This is a genomic window from Streptomyces smyrnaeus (genome assembly GCF_017676345.1).
In the GTDB taxonomy this organism is placed as follows: domain Bacteria; phylum Actinomycetota; class Actinomycetes; order Streptomycetales; family Streptomycetaceae; genus Streptomyces; species Streptomyces smyrnaeus.
Window position 1 is genome coordinate 37,746 of record NZ_JAFFZM010000018.1, and the last position, 15,632, is coordinate 53,377.

Here is a 15,632-nt window from a genome sequence, read left to right on the forward strand (position 1 = left end):
ACGCAACGGCCGGGGCCGATCGACGGAAATATCTTCCGCCGGTCGGCCCCGGCCCGCGCATCGCGCGACCACCGTCCCCGGTGGACCGCGCTACGCGCGGACAGCGCTCATCGCGGCTCAGCCGCGCGGCTTCTCCCGCATCTCGTACGTCGCGATGACGTCCTCGACCTTGATGTCGTTGAAGTTTCCGAGGTTGATACCGCCCTCGAAGCCTTCGCGGATCTCGGTGACATCGTCCTTGAAGCGACGCAGGCCCTCGATGTTGAGGTTCTCCGCCACGACCTTGCCGTCCCGGATGACGCGGGCCTTGGTGTTCCTGCGCACCTCGCCGGAGCGGATGATGACACCCGCGATGTTGCCCAGCTTGGACGAGCGGAAGATCTCGCGGATCTCCGCCGTACCCAGCTCGACCTCTTCGTACTCCGGCTTGAGCATGCCCTTGAGGGCCGCCTCGATCTCCTCGATGACCTGGTAGATCACCGAGTAGTAGCGGACGTCCACGCCTTCGCGCTCGGCCAGCTGCGTCGCGCGCCCCTCGGCGCGGACGTTGAAGCCGATGACGATGGCGTCGGAGCCGGTCGCCAGGTCGATGTCGGTCTCGGTGACCGCACCCACACCGCGGTGCAGGATGCGCAGGTCCACCTCTTCGCCGACGTCGAGCTGGAGCAGCGAGGACTCCAGGGCCTCGACCGAACCGGACGCGTCGCCCTTGATGATGAGGTTGAGCTGCTGCACCTCGCCTGCCTTGAGCACCTTGTCCAGGTCCTCCAGGGAGACGCGGCGGGTCCGCTTGGCGAAGGCCGCGTTGCGCTCGCGCGCCGCGCGCTTCTCGGCGATCTGTCGGGCCGTACGGTCCTCGTCGACCACCAGGAAGTTGTCGCCGGCGCCCGGGACATTGGTGAGACCGAGCACCAGGACGGGGGTCGAGGGACCCGCTTCCTTGATGTTCTCGCCCTTGTCGTCGAGCATCGCGCGCACCCGGCCGTAGGCGTCGCCCACGACCATGGTGTCGCCGACCCGCAGCGTGCCGCGCTGGACCAGCACGGTGGCCACGGCGCCTCGGCCGCGGTCGAGGTGGGCCTCGATCGCGATGCCCTGCGCGTCCTGGTCGGGGTTGGCCCGCAGGTCGAGCGAGGCGTCCGCGGTCAGGACCACGGCCTCCAGCAGCTCCTCGATGTTGAGCCCCTGGCGCGCGGAGATGTCGACGAACATCGTGTCGCCGCCGTACTCCTCGGCCACCAGCCCGTACTCGGTCAGCTGGCCGCGGACCTTGGTCGGGTCGGCACCCTCGACGTCGATCTTGTTGACCGCGACGACGATCGGCACCTCGGCCGCCTTGGCGTGGTTGAGCGCCTCGACGGTCTGCGGCATCACGCCGTCGTTGGCCGCGACCACCAGGATCGCGATGTCGGTCGACTTGGCACCACGGGCACGCATGGCGGTGAACGCCTCGTGACCAGGGGTGTCGATAAAGGTGATCTTGCGCTCTTCGTCGTTCACCTCGGTCGACGCCTGGTAGGCACCGATGTGCTGGGTGATGCCGCCGGCCTCGCCCTCGATGACGTTGGTCTTCCGGATCGCGTCCAGCAGCCTCGTCTTACCGTGGTCGACGTGACCCATGACGGTCACCACCGGCGGACGCGGCATGAGCGCCGTCTCGCCGCCCTCGTCCTCGCCGAACTCGATGTCGAAGGACTCGAGAAGCTCGCGGTCCTCCTCCTCCGGGCTGACGATCTGGACGACGTAGTTCATCTCCTCGCCGAGGAGGTGCAGCGTCTCGTCGGAGACGGACTGGGTCGCGGTGACCATCTCGCCCAGGTTGAACATCACCTGGACCAGCGACGCCGGGTTGGCGTTGATCTTCTCCGCGAAGTCCGTGAGCGAGGCACCACGCGACAGCCGGACGGTCTCGCCCTTGCCGCGCGGCAGCATCACACCGCCGACGGACGGCGCCTGCATCTGCTCGTACTCCTGGCGCCGCTGCCGCTTCGACTTGCGGCCACGGCGGGCCGGACCGCCGGGACGGCCGAACGCACCCTGTGTGCCACCACGGCCGCCGGGGCCACCCGGACGACCGGCGAAACCGGGACGGCCACCGCCACCGGGACGACCGGCGAAACCGCCGCCACCACCCGGACGACCGCCGCCGCCACCACCGGGACGACCGGCGAAGCCGCCGCCACCACCGGGACGACCACCGCCACCGGGACGGCCACCGCCGCCACCACCGGGACCGCCACGGCCGGGACCCGGACGCGGGCCCGCGGCAGGACGCTGCGGCATCATGCCCGGGTTCGGCCGGTTACCGCCGGCACCACCCGGACGCGGGCCGCCGCCCTGCGGGGCCTGCGGACGCGGCATGTTGCCCGGCGTGGCACGACCGCCACCCGGAGCCTGCGGACGCGGACCCGCCTGGCCACCGGCGCCGCCGCCCTGGCCCTGGCCCGGCTTGGGCGCACCCGGCTTGGGAGCGCCGGGCTTGGGCGCACCGCCGGAGCGGGGCGCCTGCGGACGGGCCATACCGGTGGAGCCACCGGAGGTGAAGGGGTTGTTGCCCGGACGGGGACCGGAGGGGCGCCCACCCGGCTTGGGGGCCTGACCGCCCTGCGGACGGCCCTGGCCCTGACCCTGGCCGCCCGGCTTGGGAGCCTGACCCGGCTTGGGCGCCTGACCCGGCTTCGGGGCCTGGCCGCCCGGCCGCGGCGCCTGGCTCGGCTTGGGGCCACCCGGCGCGGCGGGCGGCGCCTGGAAGTCCGGCTTCGCGGGCGCTGCGGGCTGCGCGGGCCCCGGCTTGGGGGCACCGGGCTTCGGGGCGCCGGGCCTGGGGGCCTCGGCACCGCCCGTGTCGCCCTGTGCGGGGCTCGGGGCAGGGGTCACCGGGGCCTCGGGACCCGGCTTGGGGGCACCGGGCTTCGGTGCGCCCGGCTTCGGCGCGCTCGCACCCGGCTTGGGTGCGGCGGGCTTGGCGGCTTCCTTCTTAGGCGCCGCCGGCTTCGCTGCGGACTTCTTGGCGCCACCGCCGGAGCCCGCGTCGAACGCGTCTGTCAGTTTGCGGACCACCGGCGCCTCGATCGTCGAGGACGCCGAACGGACGAATTCACCGAGCTCTTGGAGCTTGGCCATGACGACCTTGCTCTCCACTCCAAGTTCTTTGGCGAGTTCGTATACCCGGACCTTAGCCACTTTGCTCCTTACGGCCCGGGGATCGTCCGCCGGACCTTCGCTACTGATGCATGGGCGTACTCATCGCGTACTCATCGAGTGCTCATCGCAATCTCGACCTACTTCCCACTCGCGAGGTACCTCTCCCCGCACGGAGGTTCCGTACGGGCTGTGCTTACGGTCTTTCGGTGCTTGTCCGTGCTTCCCGCTCCACATGCTCCCGCAGATCCGCGAGGTCGAACGGACCCGGACCCCGGAAGGCCCGGTTGAATGCCCGGCGCCGGACGGCCTGCTCGAGACAGGACGGAACGGAGTGCACATAAGCACCCCGACCGGGCAGCCTACCGCGAAGATCGGGGATCAGGCTGCCCCCGATAAGCACCACTCGCAGCAGAACATCCTTGTCGGTGCGCTCCCGGCAGCCCACGCAGGTCCGCTGAGGGCACACCCGACCACGCGTCCGGCCAGACACTGGTTAAGTCTACCTCCCCGAAGCCCCGAAACCCGTTGGGGGGTAAGGGCGCCGTTACTCATTCGCAGCCGGGCCGTGCACATCCGGCCGCAGGCTGTCACCCCCACCGGGCCGAACCCGGCACCGGCTCCGGCTCCGCTCCGGGCCCGGCTACGACTCAGTCCTGCTCGGCGGGGCGGTCCTGGGACCGGCCGTCCCCGGCCGCTTCGGCGGTGTCCGGGCGGATGTCGATACGCCAGCCCGTGAGCCGGGCGGCGAGGCGGGCGTTCTGCCCTTCCTTACCGATCGCCAGTGACAGCTGGTAGTCGGGCACGGTGACCCGCGCCGACCGGGCCGCCAGGTCGAGAATCTCCACCTTGCTCACCCGGGCCGGGGACAGGGCGTTCGCGACCAGCTCGGCCGGGTCCTCGGACCAGTCCACGATGTCGATCTTCTCACCGTGCAGCTCCGCCATGACGTTGCGCACACGGCCGCCCATGGGCCCGATGCAGGCGCCCTTGGCGTTGAGTCCCGAGCGGGTGGACCGGACAGCGATCTTGGTGCGGTGGCCGGCCTCTCGGGCGATGGCCGAGATCTCCACCGAGCCGTCCGCGATCTCCGGGACCTCCAGCTCGAAGAGCTTCTTGACCAGGTTGGGGTGGGTACGCGAGAGGGTCACCGACGGTCCGCGCACGCCCTTGGCGACGCGGACCACATAGGTGCGCAGCCGGGTGCCGTGCGCGTAGGTCTCGCCGGGTACCTGCTCCTGCGGCGGCAGGATGGCCTCCAGCTTGCCGATGTCCACCAGCACGCTCTTGGGGTCCTTGCCCTGCTGGACCACGCCCGCCACGACATCGCCCTCCCGGCCCGCGTACTCGCCGAAGGTGACCTCTTCCTCGGCGTCCCGCAGCCGCTGCAGAATGACCTGCTTGGCCGTTGTCGCAGCGATCCGGCCGAAACCGGTGGGGGTGTCGTCGAACTCCCGCGGCTCGGCGCCCTCTTCGAGCTCCTCGGAGCTCTCCTTGGCCCACACGGTGACGTGGCCGGTCTTCCGGTTCAGCTCGACGCGCGCGTCCCGCCTGCTGCCCTCGGTGCGGTGGTACGCGATGAGGAGGGCCGACTCGATCGCCTCGACCAGCAGGTCGAGGGAGATCTCCTTCTCCCTGACCAGCCCACGCAGGGCACTCATGTCGATGTCCACGGCTACGCCTCCTCCTCGTTCTCGTTCTCGGCGGCTTCGGCGTCGCCGGCCGCGGACATGTGCCGCGGCTTGTCCGCGGCCTTGCGGTTGAACTCGATCTCGACCCGCGCCCTGGCGATCTCGTCGAAGGCGAGTCTGCGGGCTGTGGGCTTGCGCCCCTTGACCCCGGGCACCTCCAGGTCGACACCCTCGTCGTCGACCGCCGTGATGCGGGCCGTCAGCTCGCCGCCCCCGGCCGCCTCGGTCAGCTGCGCCTTGATGAGCCGCCCGACGGCGCGGCGATAGTGCCGCAGCTCGGTCAGCGGGCGGTCGGCCCCCGGCGAGGTGACCTCCAGCACGTACGGGGCGCCGCCCATCGCGTCGCTCTCGTCGAGCACTTCGGAGAAGGCGCGGCTCAGCTCCGCGCAGGTGTCCAGCTGAACCCCGTCGTCAGCGTCCACGACGACACGCAGCACGCGTCGTTTTCCAGCCGGGGTCACCTCGATCTCTTCGAGATCCAACCCCCTCTTGCTGACGAGCGGTTCCAGCAGTCCGCGCAGCCTCTCGCTCTGGGTGGTGCTCATCCGGGTGACTCCTCGGCCGCGTGTGCTGTTGTAGGGGGGCCTTGTGACAGGGGCGTGTCGCCGACCAAGCCTATCGTCTGTGGCGGGCTGCGCCGACCCGGTCGCGGAACGCGCGGCCGTATCGCCGCGCAGCCGCCGCCCGACGCCACCGGGCGCTGTCCGGCGTCCGGGTACGGACCGGCCGCGCAGGGGTGGCCCGGGGCGGCCGGGGGAAGAAGCCCGGGTACCCTCGCGGGGCGTGACCAGCGCCCCACTGCGGTCACAAGTCCGGGCGAGGCCGCAGTCCGTCTGGCCGTTCGTTCGCCCACACCCAGGGAGTGCACATGTCGCTCACGCCGTCGCCGGCGGCGGCACGACCACGCCGCAGGTCGATACTGACCGGCGCGCTGGGCGCCACCTCGGCGGGTTTCGCCCTGCCGCTCGTCGCGGCCTGCTCGGACGAGGAACCGACAGCGAGCGCGGACGCGGAGCGCGCGGACGCGACGCGACGGCTGCGTGGAAGCGCCGCCCGCGACAGCGAGCAGCTGCTGGCCCGCTACGACGGGACGGCGAAGGTCCACCCGGCGCTGGCCGCACGGCTGCGCCCCCTGCGCGACGAGGTCGCCCGCCATGTGCGGGTGCTGCGCGGCAGCGAGTCCAGCACCAGGGCGCCCTCGTCGAAGCCGCCGAGTCCGCGCGACCCGCGGTCGCCGTCCCGCACACCCGGACCGACGCGCTCCGGACAGCCGGGCGGAGGCACCAGCCCCTCCGCGCAGCCGCCCAGCCCGGACACCGAGTCCGTGCCCAGGACGCAGCAGGCGGCGCTCGCGGCGCTGGCCAAGGCCGAGCGGCGACTGGCCGCCGCACGCACGAAGTCGCTGGGCGACGCACCTGCCGAGGTCGCCCGGCTGCTGGCGTCGGTGGCCGCCTGCGGCTCGGCGCACGGCTACCTCCTCGACGAGCACGGCAAGAAGGCGACCGGCGAGAACGGCACCGGCGACGGGAACGGGGCGGGCGGCGGGAGCCCGAGCCGCCAGGGGGCGGTGGACGGATGAAGGAACTGACAGCCCTCCAGGCCGCGTTGCGCGCCGAGCACGCCGCCGTCTACGGGTACGGAGTCGTCGGCGGACGGATCGACGAGGACCGCAAGAGCGAGGTGCGCGAGTGCTACGAAGCGCACCGGGCCCGCCGGGACGCACTGCGCCGCACCGTCCGCTCGCTCGGCGGCGAACCGGAACCGGCCGCCGCCGCCTACGCGCTGCCCTTCGCCGTACCCGACAGCGCGGCAGCCGTGCGGCTCGCGGCCCAACTGGAGGACCGCGTCGCCGGGGTGTACGCGGACCTGGTGCGGGCGAGCGAGGGTGCGCGACGGCGCACCGCCGCCGACGCGCTGCGTGAGGCCGCGGTCCGCTCGGTGCGCTGGAAGGGCAGCAGTGTGGCTTTCCCCGGCCTCACCGAACTGGGGGCCGGGGACTCACCGGCTGCCCCCTCCGGGACACCGAACGGCTCCGACGCCCCCGGCAAGCTGTGACCCCCGCCGTGCGCGTATACCGCGCGCGTTCTCCGAGAGTGCTGAAGAAAGGCCCGTGAGGAATGGCTTCCGTGCTGCCCCTCGAACCCCCGCAGCGGCTGGTGCGCGCCTTGGCGGCCCAGCAGGGTGCCGCCGCGGCCACCGCGGCTCAGAACTGGCTGCGAGGGCTGCCCGCACTGCTGGAGCGGTGGCTGGAGCGATGGGAGCTGGTGCCGGAGCGGGTGGTGACCCCGGGCGGGCGCAGCAGTGCGGTGGTGCTGGTGCGGCAGGCGGACGGTACGCCGGCCGCGCTGAAGCTGCTCGCCCCTGACGGTGCCCCCGCGCCGGTGCGCGCCGCCCGCGAGAACGAGGTGCTGAGCGTGTGGCACGGGCTGGGTGCCGTACGGGTGCTGCGGGCAGCGCCGGAAGAGGGCGTACTGCTGTTGGAGCGGCTGCGCTGCGAGGTGTCGCTGCGGTCCCTCCCCGAGGCCAAGGCGACACTGGAGGCGGTCTCGGTGGTGCGCCGTCTGTGGGTGCCGCCGCCCGCCGGCCACGGTCTGGAGACGGTCGCCGAGCACACCGCCACCGAGACGGCACTGATGCGCTCCTCGGTGCCGCCGGACGCCGAGCCACTGGTGGCCGCCGCGCTGGAGGCCCGTGAGGCGATGCTGGCCGAGGCTCCCGAGGGCGACCCGGTGCTGCTGCACGGGGACTTCCGGCAGGGCGCCGTGCTGGCCGCCTCCGAGCCCGGTGAGCGGGCGCACTGGCTGACCGTCGGACCCGACCCCCTGGTGGGCGAGCCGGCCTACGACCTGGCGCGGCTGGTGCGGGACCGGCTGCACGACCTGATGGCATCCACGGGCGCCGCTGCCGCCACCCGCCGCCGCGTCAACAAGCTCGCCGACTCACTGGACGTCCCGCGCGAACGGGTGCGCCAGTGGACGCTCTACCGCGCGGTCGAGTCCGCGTGCCGGCAGTACGCGGGCGGCAGCGCGGCGGACGCGGAGATGCTGCTGGAGTTCGCCGCCTGGCTGTGACGCCGGCTGGGACGCCGTAGGGCCCCGCCGGGGCGGGGCCCTGTCCTTCGCGGCTGCTTGCCGACTCTCAGCCGGGCAGGCTCAGGTGACGCCGTCAGTCCTGGGTGAGCCGCGTGATCGCGTCGTCGATGGGCAGCTCCTCGCGCTCGCCCGTACGGCGGTCCTTCAACTCCACGCGGCCGTCCTTGATGCCGCGACCCGCGACCAGGATGGTCGGCACGCCGATCAGCTCGGCGTCGGTGAACTTCACACCCGGGGAGACACTCGCACGGTCGTCCACCAACACCCGCACCCCGGCCGCGCCGAGCCGCTCGGCGATCTCCAGGGCCGCCTCGGTCTGCTGCGCCTTGCCCGCCGCGACCACGTGCACATCGGCCGGCGCCACCTCGCGGGGCCAGCACAGCCCCTGCTCGTCGGCGTGCTGCTCGGCGAGCGCCGCCACCGCGCGGGAGACGCCGATGCCGTAGGAGCCCATCGTGACGCGGACCGGCTTGCCGTCCTGACCGAGCACATCCAGCTCGAACGCGTCGGCGTACTTGCGGCCCAGCTGGAAGATGTGACCGATCTCGATGGCACGGTCCAGCTCGATACCGGCACCGCACCTCGGGCAGGGGTCGCCCGGCTCGACCACGACGACATCGAGGTACTGGTCGACCTCGAAGTCCCGGCCGCAGACCACGTTGCGGGCGTGCTTGCCCTCCTCGTTGGCGCCGGTGATCCAGGAGGTGCCGGGCGCCACCCGGGGGTCGGCCAGGTAGCGGAACGCCTTGCCGGCCATCCCGCCCTGCGGGCCCACATAGCCGCGGACCAGGTCCGGACGGCCCTCGAAGTCCTCGGCGGTGACCAGCTCGACCGTGGCGGGTGCCAGGTGCTCGCCGAGCTTGCCCAGATCCACCTCGCGGTCGCCGGGCACACCCACAGCGGTGAGTTCGCCGTCCACCTTCACCAGCAGGTTCTTCAGCGTCGCCGAGGCGGGCACGCCCAGGTGCTCGGCCAGGGTCTCGATGGTCGGGGTGTCCGGGGTGTCGAGCTTCTCCACCGGGTCGTGCCCCTCGACGGTGGACGGCGACACGGCGACGGAGACGGCCTCGGTGTTCGCCGCGTAGCCGCACTGCGGGCACTGCACATAGGTGTCCTCGCCGGCCGCGGCGGGCGCCAGGAACTCCTCGGACGCGGAGCCGCCCATGGCACCCGAGACGGCCGACACGATGCGGTAGTCCAGACCCAGGCGCTCGAAGATGCGCTTGTAGGCGACGCGGTGCGCCGCGTAGGACTCGGCCAGGCTCTCGTCGGAGACGTCGAAGGAGTAGGAGTCCTTCATCGTGAACTCGCGGCCGCGCAGGATGCCGGAGCGCGGCCTGGCCTCGTCCCGGTACTTGGTCTGGATCTGGTAGAGCGTGACCGGCAGGTCCTTGTAGGAGGTGCACTGGTCCTTGACGACCTGCGCGAAGATCTCCTCGTGGGTCGGGCCGAGGAGGTAGTCGCCGCCCTTGCGGTCCTTGAGGCGGAACAGCAGGTCGCCGTACTCCTCGTAGCGGCCGGAGACCTCGTAGGGCTCCTTGGGCAGCAGCGCCGGGAGCAGCACCTCCTGGCCGCCGATGGCGTCCATCTCCTCGCGCACGATGCGGGTGACGTTATCCAGCACCTGCTTGCCGAGCGGGAGCCACGTCCAGATCCCGGCGGCGGTACGACGCACGTACCCGGCGCGGACCAGCAGCTTGTGGCTGAGCGTCTCCGCGTCGGCCGGGTCGTCACGCAGCGTCTTCAGCATCGACCGGGACAAACGCTGGACACGGGCTGCCATGGGGACTCCTGCTCGGGGCTGTACTCGCGATGAGTGACGGAACACGTCGATGCGGAGCCTATCGGCCCGGACCGGTGGCACGGAAACGAGATCGCCTCCCCACGTCGGCCACGGGTCACCGCGTCAGCCGGAAGTCCCCCGCACCAACGGCAACCACGCCCCCATCACCGCATAGGGCTGCGCGGCGCTGGGGAACTGCACCCGGCGGGCCAGGTCGTGGTAGCCCAGGCTGCGGTAGAGGGCGCGGGCGGGGCTGTCGAGGTCGAGGGCGGACAGGAGCGAGCGGGGCTCGGCGGCGGAGTCGGTGAGGCGGGTGATCAGCTCGCGTCCGATGCCGCGGCGCTGGAAGGCGGGGTGCACATGCAGCTCCGTGATGACGAAGGCGTCGTCCAGCCAGCCCTCGCGGCCCTGCTGGCGCAGATACGGCTCCACGACCGTCGACCACCACTGGGAACGGTCGTTCGGCATCCCGTAGACGAAGCCGACGAGCCGGCCCTCCTCGGTGGTGGCGCCCAGTGCGCGCGCGCCGGGGGAGGTCATATGGCGCAGCACGATGTGTCTGCGTACGCCGATCTCCTCGTCGGTCAGCCCGAAGGCGACGGCCTGGACGGCGAGTGCCTCGTCGACGCGGGCTGCGAGGTCGAGCGGGCCGGTGACCACTCTCCGGGGATCCGGGAGCTGTCCCCCGGCTGTGTGCGGCATGGCGGGGAGGCTACTTCCTCGGCCGTGTCCGCGCGAAGAGGCGGCGCAGCTCGGCGGCCCCCCGGCGACGGTCTCAGAACAGCACGCTCATGAATGCGCCGACCTCGCGGAAGCCGACGCGGTGATAGGCGGCGCGCGCCGGTGCGTTGTAGTCGTTGACATAGAGGCTCACCAGCGGGGCGACGTCGCGCAGGGCGTAGCCGACGACGGCGGCCATGCCGGTCTCCGACAGACCCTCACCGCGCCGCTCGGGGGCCACCCAGACGCCCTGGATCTGACAGGCGTAGGGCGTGACGGCGCCGATCTCCGCCTTGAAGACGACGCGGCCGTCCTCGATGCGGGCGAAGGAGCGTCCGGTGCTGACCAGTTCGGCGACCCGCGCCTGGTAGACGAGCCCGCCGTCACCGGCCAGCGGGGAGATGCCGACCTCCTCGGTGAACATGGCCACGCAGGCGGGCAGCACCAGGTCCATCTCGCTCTTGGCGACCCGGCGCACCAGCGGGTCGGGCGCGATCTCGCCCGGCACCCGGTCGGTGACGAGCAGCGGCTGGTTGGGGCGCACCTCACGGGCCGGGCCCCAGTGCGGCTCCAGGTAGGACCACAGCTCGGCGGTCGGGCCGGCCGGGCCGACGATGGACGAGCAGCGGCGGCCCTGGCGGCGGGCCCGCTCGGCGAACGCGCGGACGGACTCGGGCCCCGCGCACAGCGGAACGAGGTTGGCTCCGCTGTAGCAGAGGGCCTCCAGCCGGCCGTCCTCGTACCAGCCCCACATCTCGCCGCCGAGGCGCCAGGGGTCGAGCCCGGAGCTTTGCACGCGGGCTGCGACGAACGCGTTGTTGACCGGCTCCCGGCGCAGAACGGCGAGCGCGTCCTGCAGCTCGGCCGGTTCGACGACCTTGAGGGAAGTGGTGGTCAACAACGGTCTCGGTGCCTCACCGTGCGGCCCGCGGGCGCCGTGCGGCCCGTGGGCGTAAGGAACGATCTGCCTGGCACTGTACCTGGGCGTACGGCAGGCCGCCGCCGCGTGGCCGTGTCCGGCCGCGCGGCGGTGCCGCCGAGCGGGTGCCGCCGTGCGGTCGCCGCAGCGCGGTCACCGTCGCGCGGGTGCTGTGCAGGCGCGCTGCACTGGTCCGGCGGCTGGTGTCAGCCCGCGGTCGTCACCACCGGCTCGCCGGAGGCGACCCCGTCCTTCTCCATCTGCTCGGCGATCTTCATGGCCTCGTCGATGAGCGTCTCGACGATCTTGGACTCGGGGACGGTCTTGATGACCTCGCCCTTGACGAAGATCTGGCCCTTGCCGTTGCCGGAGGCGACCCCCAGATCGGCCTCGCGGGCCTCCCCGGGACCGTTGACGACGCAGCCCATGACCGCGACGCGCAGCGGGACGTCCATGCCCTCCAGACCGGCGGTGACCTCGTCGGCGAGCTTGTAGACGTCCACCTGGGCGCGGCCGCAGGACGGGCAGGAGACGATCTCCAGGCCGCGCTGGCGCAGCCCGAGGGACTCCAGGATCTGGATGCCGACCTTGACCTCCTCGGCGGGCGGCGCCGAGAGGGAGACCCGGATCGTGTCGCCGATGCCCTCGCTGAGCAGGGCGCCGAAGGCGACGGCCGACTTGATGGTGCCCTGGAAGGCGGGGCCGGCCTCGGTGACGCCGAGGTGCAGCGGGTAGTCGCAGCGCTGGGCGAGCAGCCGGTAGGCGTTGACCATCACGACCGGGTCGTTGTGCTTGACCGAGATCTTGATGTCGCGGAAGCCGTGCTCCTCGAAGAGCGAGCACTCCCACAGCGCGGACTCGACCAGCGCCTCGGGGGTGGCCTTGCCGTACTTCTCCAGCAGGCGCTTGTCGAGCGAGCCGGCGTTGACGCCGATGCGGATGGGGGTGCCGGCGGCGGAGGCCGCGGTGGCGATCTCCTTGACCTTGTCGTCGAACTGCTTGATGTTGCCGGGGTTGACGCGGACGGCGGCACAGCCGGCGTCGATGGCCTGGAAGACGTACTTCGGCTGGAAGTGGATGTCGGCGATCACCGGGATCTGCGACTTCCGGGCGATCGTGGCGAGGGCGTCGGCGTCGTCCTGTGTGGGACATGCCACACGGACGATCTGGCAGCCGGACGCCGTCAGCTCGGCGATCTGCTGCAGCGTCGAGCCGATGTCCGCGGTGCGCGTCGTGGTCATGGACTGCACGGAAACGGGCGCGTCTCCCCCGACCGCGACCGTCCCCACCTGGATCTTCCGGCTGACCCTGCGGTCGGCGAGCTTGGCCGGAACGTCCGGCATTCCGAGCGAAATCGCTGTCATCAGCGTGCAACCCCAACGGTGTCGTTCAAGTCCCGGGTTCGGCGGGCTCCAGGCATCCGAGATTACGGCACCGGCCTCGCAGGGAGCACATCGTTCACCGAAGAATGCCGCAAATGGTGACGCCCGTGCAGGAATCGCACGGGCGTCACAGCCTGGAACAGCCGTCCGGCTACCCGGTGAGTCTGACCGGATTCACCACGTCGGCCACCAGCACCAAAAGGGTGAAGCACAGGAAGATCCCGGCCACCACATAGGCGACGGGCATCAGCTTGGCGACGTCGAAGGGGCCCGGGTCCGGCCGGCGGAAGACCTTGGCCAGATTCCGCCGCAGCGACTCCCACAGGGCGCCGGCGATGTGTCCGCCGTCCAGCGGCAGCAGCGGCAGCATGTTGAACAGGAACAGGCTCAGATTGAAGCCCGCGACCAGGAAGAGCATCGTCGCCACCCGCTGGCTCGGCGGGATGTCCAGCGAGAAGACCTCACCGCCCACCCTGGCGGCACCCACCACGCCCATCGGCGAGTCCTGTTTGCGCTCGGCGCCGTCGAAGGCCGCGTTCCACAGGTCGGGCACCTTGCCCGGCAGGGCGATCAGCGCCTCGACACCGTTGGCCATCATGTCGCCCATCCGGTCCACGGCCTGCGGGAAGGACTGCTGGACGATGCCGCTGGCCGGGGTGAAGCCGAGGAAGCCGGCGGTGACGTACTCGTCGGGGACGTAGGAGCCGTTGCCGTCGGACTTGGAGACCTTGTTCTTGATCAGGTCGGCGTGCAGCGTGCGCTTCTCGCCGTCCCGCTCGACGGTGAGGGTGGCCGGACCCGTGGTGTCGCGGATGCGCTGCTGGAGGGCGCCCCAGTCCTCGACGCGCCGCCCGTCGAAGGAGACGATCTTGTCACCCGGCTTGAGGCCCGCGGCCTTGGCCGGGGAGTCCTTGGCGTCCTCGGGGCACTTGTCGGTCTGCGCCGAAGCGGGGATCACACACTCCGAGACCGTGGAGACGGTGGTCGTCTGGGTGTTGATGCCGAAGGTCATCAGCACCGTCAGGAAGATCACCACGGCCAGCACCAGGTTCATGAACGGCCCGGCGAACATCACGATGACGCGCTTCCACGGCTTGCGCGTGTAGAGCATCCGGTGCTCGTCGCCGGGCTGCAGCTCCTCGTAGGCGGCGGCACGTGCGTCCTCGATCATGCCGCGGAACGGCGAGGAGGAGCGCTGCCGGACGGCGCCGTCGTCGCCGGGCGGGAACATGCCGATCATGCGGATGTAGCCGCCGAGCGGCACGGCCTTGATGCCGTACTCCGTCTCGCCCTTGCGCTTGGACCACAGCGTGGGTCCGAAACCCACCATGAACTGCGGCACCCGGACCCCGAACAGCTTGGCCGTCGAGAAGTGTCCCAGCTCGTGCCAGGCGATGGAGAAGAGCAGGCCGACGACGAAGACGACTATGCCGAGGATGGTCATGAACGCCGTCATGCGCGGGCCTCCGCTGTTGCTGTGGCGGACCGTACCGCCAGTTCACGGGCGCGGGCGCGCGCCCAGGTCTCTGCGGCCAGGACATCGGGAAGGGTCAGCCCGGTTCCGTCCGGTGTGCCGTGCTCTTCGACCACAGCCGCCACCGTATCCACGATGCCTGTGAACGGCAGCCTTCCGGCCAGAAACGCCTCGACGCACTCCTCGTTCGCCGCGTTGAAGACGGCGGGCGCCGTGCCGCCCAACGCGCCCACCCGGCAGGCCAGCGGCACGGACGGGAACGCCTCCTCGTCCAGCGGGAAGAAGTCCCAGGACATCGCCTCGGTCCAGGAGAAGACGGGTCCGGCGTCCGGCACCCGCTCCGGCCAGCCGAGCCCGAGCGCGATCGGCAGCCGCATGTCCGGGGGGCCGCACTGGGCGAGTGTGGAGCCGTCCGTGAACTCCACCATCGAGTGGACGGCGGACTGCGGATGGACCACGACCTGGATGTCCTCGAACGGAATGTCGTAGAGCAGATGCGCCTCGATGACCTCCAGCCCCTTGTTGACCAGGGTGGCCGAGTTGACGGTGATCACCGGCCCCATGTCCCAGGTGGGGTGGGCCATCGCCTCCTGCGGCGTCACATCGGCGAGCTCGGCCCTGCTCCGCCCCCGGAACGGGCCGCCCGAGGCGGTGACGAGCAGCTTGCGCACCTCGGCGCGGGTGCCGCCCATGAGGGCCTGGAAGAGCGCCGAGTGCTCCGAGTCGACGGGCACGATCTGGCCCGGCCCGGCCACCGCCTTGACCAGCGGGCCGCCGACGATGAGGGACTCCTTGTTGGCCAGCGCCAGTACCCGGCCCGCCTCCAGGGCCGCCAGGGTCGGGGCCAGACCGATGGAGCCGGTGATGCCGTTGAGCACCGTGTGGCACGGGGAGGCGGCCAGTTCCGTGGCGGCGTCCGGACCGGCCAGCAGCTCGGGCAGCGGTTCGGCCGTGCCGTAGGCCGCGCCCAGCGCCGCGCGCAGGGCGGGCACCGTTTCCTCGCGGGCCACGGCCACCGTGCGCACCCCCAGCCGGTGCGCCTGCTCGGCCAGCAGTTCGACCCGGCCGCCCGAGGCGGCCAGCGCGGTGACCCGGAAACGGCCGGGGTTCTTCAGTACGACGTCGACGGCCTGCGTGCCGATCGAACCCGTCGAGCCGAGGATCACGATGTCGCGCGGTGCGCCCGTCTGCGACGCTGCTGCCGTGCCACTGCCGTTGCCGGAGGGCTCCGAAGGCTCAGTGCCGGGGTAGCGCAGATGCGGGTCAGCGAGGGAGTCGGTCATGCCCCCATTGTGTCCGCTCCCGGCAGCCGCCCGGACAGCGCACCGGGTGCGAGGCCGGGTGCATGCGGCTCCCCCGCGCCCCGCCCCCGCTCACGCCGTCTCGTGCGCGAGCGGGAGGGGGCGTGGCCCGGAGCGCCGCCGGCGTGC

Annotated in this window: 13 protein-coding genes; 3 read left to right on the top strand and 10 right to left on the bottom strand. The window is 71.8% G+C overall.

Annotated features, from left to right (window positions below; all coding sequences use genetic code 11):
- Positions 1 to 117 precede the first annotated feature (117 nt).
- The 4 genes from infB to rimP all read right to left on the bottom strand — a co-directional run bounded on the left by infB (position 118) and on the right by rimP (position 5,377).
- Positions 118 to 3,183: a translation initiation factor IF-2 gene (gene infB / locus JW613_RS26480; protein WP_209213425.1), complete on the bottom strand. Its 3,066-nt coding sequence runs from the start codon at positions 3,181 to 3,183 to the stop codon at positions 118 to 120.
- A 154-nt stretch (positions 3,184 to 3,337) separates the two neighbouring features.
- Positions 3,338 to 3,634, bottom strand: a complete 297-nt coding sequence (locus JW613_RS26485) for a YlxR family protein (RefSeq protein WP_209213426.1) — start codon at positions 3,632 to 3,634, stop codon at positions 3,338 to 3,340.
- A gap of 157 nt (positions 3,635 to 3,791) precedes the next feature.
- Entirely contained in the window at positions 3,792 to 4,814 is a 1,023-nt protein-coding gene (nusA, locus tag JW613_RS26490) for a transcription termination factor NusA (protein WP_099884684.1), read from the bottom strand.
- A 2-nt stretch (positions 4,815 to 4,816) separates the two neighbouring features.
- A complete protein-coding gene (gene rimP, locus JW613_RS26495) occupies positions 4,817 to 5,377 on the bottom strand; it encodes a ribosome maturation factor RimP (RefSeq protein ID WP_209213427.1) in 561 nt (186 codons plus the stop codon).
- A 323-nt stretch (positions 5,378 to 5,700) separates the two neighbouring features.
- On the opposite strand from rimP, the gene JW613_RS26500 reads away from it, so the two are divergent.
- From JW613_RS26500 to JW613_RS26510, 3 genes are all read left to right on the top strand, one after another.
- On the top strand, positions 5,701 to 6,411 hold the full coding sequence (locus JW613_RS26500; protein ID WP_209213428.1) for a hypothetical protein: 711 nt from the start codon (positions 5,701 to 5,703) through the stop codon (positions 6,409 to 6,411).
- On the top strand, positions 6,408 to 6,887 hold the full coding sequence (locus JW613_RS26505) for a ferritin-like domain-containing protein (RefSeq protein WP_209213429.1): 480 nt from the start codon (positions 6,408 to 6,410) through the stop codon (positions 6,885 to 6,887). Before JW613_RS26500 ends, JW613_RS26505 begins: the two co-directional genes overlap by 4 nt.
- A 62-nt stretch (positions 6,888 to 6,949) precedes the next feature.
- Positions 6,950 to 7,903, top strand: a complete 954-nt coding sequence (locus JW613_RS26510; RefSeq protein ID WP_209213430.1) for an aminoglycoside phosphotransferase family protein — start codon at positions 6,950 to 6,952, stop codon at positions 7,901 to 7,903.
- Positions 7,904 to 7,997: 94 nt separating this feature from the next.
- On the opposite strand, the gene JW613_RS26515 is transcribed toward JW613_RS26510, so the two are convergent.
- The 6 genes from JW613_RS26515 to dxr form a co-directional block, all read right to left on the bottom strand.
- Positions 7,998 to 9,707 carry a proline--tRNA ligase gene (locus JW613_RS26515; RefSeq protein WP_209213431.1) on the bottom strand — a complete coding sequence of 570 codons (1,710 nt, stop codon included), beginning with the start codon at positions 9,705 to 9,707 and terminating at the stop codon, positions 7,998 to 8,000.
- A 123-nt stretch (positions 9,708 to 9,830) separates the two neighbouring features.
- Positions 9,831 to 10,409 carry a GNAT family N-acetyltransferase gene (locus JW613_RS26520; protein WP_209213432.1) on the bottom strand — a complete coding sequence of 193 codons (579 nt, stop codon included), beginning with the start codon at positions 10,407 to 10,409 and terminating at the stop codon, positions 9,831 to 9,833.
- 73 nt (positions 10,410 to 10,482) lie between these two features.
- Positions 10,483 to 11,328: a GNAT family N-acetyltransferase gene (locus tag JW613_RS26525; RefSeq protein ID WP_209213433.1), complete on the bottom strand. Its 846-nt coding sequence runs from the start codon at positions 11,326 to 11,328 to the stop codon at positions 10,483 to 10,485.
- A 224-nt stretch (positions 11,329 to 11,552) separates the two neighbouring features.
- Positions 11,553 to 12,710, bottom strand: a complete 1,158-nt coding sequence (ispG, locus tag JW613_RS26530) for a flavodoxin-dependent (E)-4-hydroxy-3-methylbut-2-enyl-diphosphate synthase (protein ID WP_099884670.1) — start codon at positions 12,708 to 12,710, stop codon at positions 11,553 to 11,555.
- A 169-nt stretch (positions 12,711 to 12,879) separates the two neighbouring features.
- A complete protein-coding gene (locus JW613_RS26535) occupies positions 12,880 to 14,184 on the bottom strand; it encodes a M50 family metallopeptidase (RefSeq protein WP_209213434.1) in 1,305 nt (434 codons plus the stop codon).
- The gene (gene dxr, locus JW613_RS26540) at positions 14,181 to 15,485 is read right to left on the bottom strand and encodes a 1-deoxy-D-xylulose-5-phosphate reductoisomerase (protein WP_209213435.1); all 1,305 of its coding nucleotides are present in this window, start codon (positions 15,483 to 15,485) and stop codon (positions 14,181 to 14,183) included. Before dxr ends, JW613_RS26535 begins: the two co-directional genes overlap by 4 nt.
- Between the last annotated feature and the right edge of the window lie 147 nt (positions 15,486 to 15,632).

Excerpts from the sequence above, each read along its gene's own strand:
- rimP (WP_209213427.1), bottom strand. The coding sequence starts at position 5,377 with ATGAGCACCACCCAGAGCGAGAGGCTGCGCGGACTGCTGGAACCGCTC.
- JW613_RS26500 (WP_209213428.1), top strand. The coding sequence starts at position 5,701 with ATGTCGCTCACGCCGTCGCCGGCGGCGGCACGACCACGCCGCAGGTCG.
- JW613_RS26505 (WP_209213429.1), top strand. The coding sequence starts at position 6,408 with ATGAAGGAACTGACAGCCCTCCAGGCCGCGTTGCGCGCCGAGCACGCC.
- JW613_RS26510 (WP_209213430.1), top strand. The coding sequence starts at position 6,950 with ATGGCTTCCGTGCTGCCCCTCGAACCCCCGCAGCGGCTGGTGCGCGCC.
- JW613_RS26515 (WP_209213431.1), bottom strand. The coding sequence starts at position 9,707 with ATGGCAGCCCGTGTCCAGCGTTTGTCCCGGTCGATGCTGAAGACGCTG.
- JW613_RS26520 (WP_209213432.1), bottom strand. The coding sequence starts at position 10,409 with ATGCCGCACACAGCCGGGGGACAGCTCCCGGATCCCCGGAGAGTGGTC.
- ispG (WP_099884670.1), bottom strand. The coding sequence starts at position 12,710 with ATGACAGCGATTTCGCTCGGAATGCCGGACGTTCCGGCCAAGCTCGCC.
- JW613_RS26535 (WP_209213434.1), bottom strand. The coding sequence starts at position 14,184 with ATGACGGCGTTCATGACCATCCTCGGCATAGTCGTCTTCGTCGTCGGC.
- dxr (WP_209213435.1), bottom strand. The coding sequence starts at position 15,485 with ATGACCGACTCCCTCGCTGACCCGCATCTGCGCTACCCCGGCACTGAG.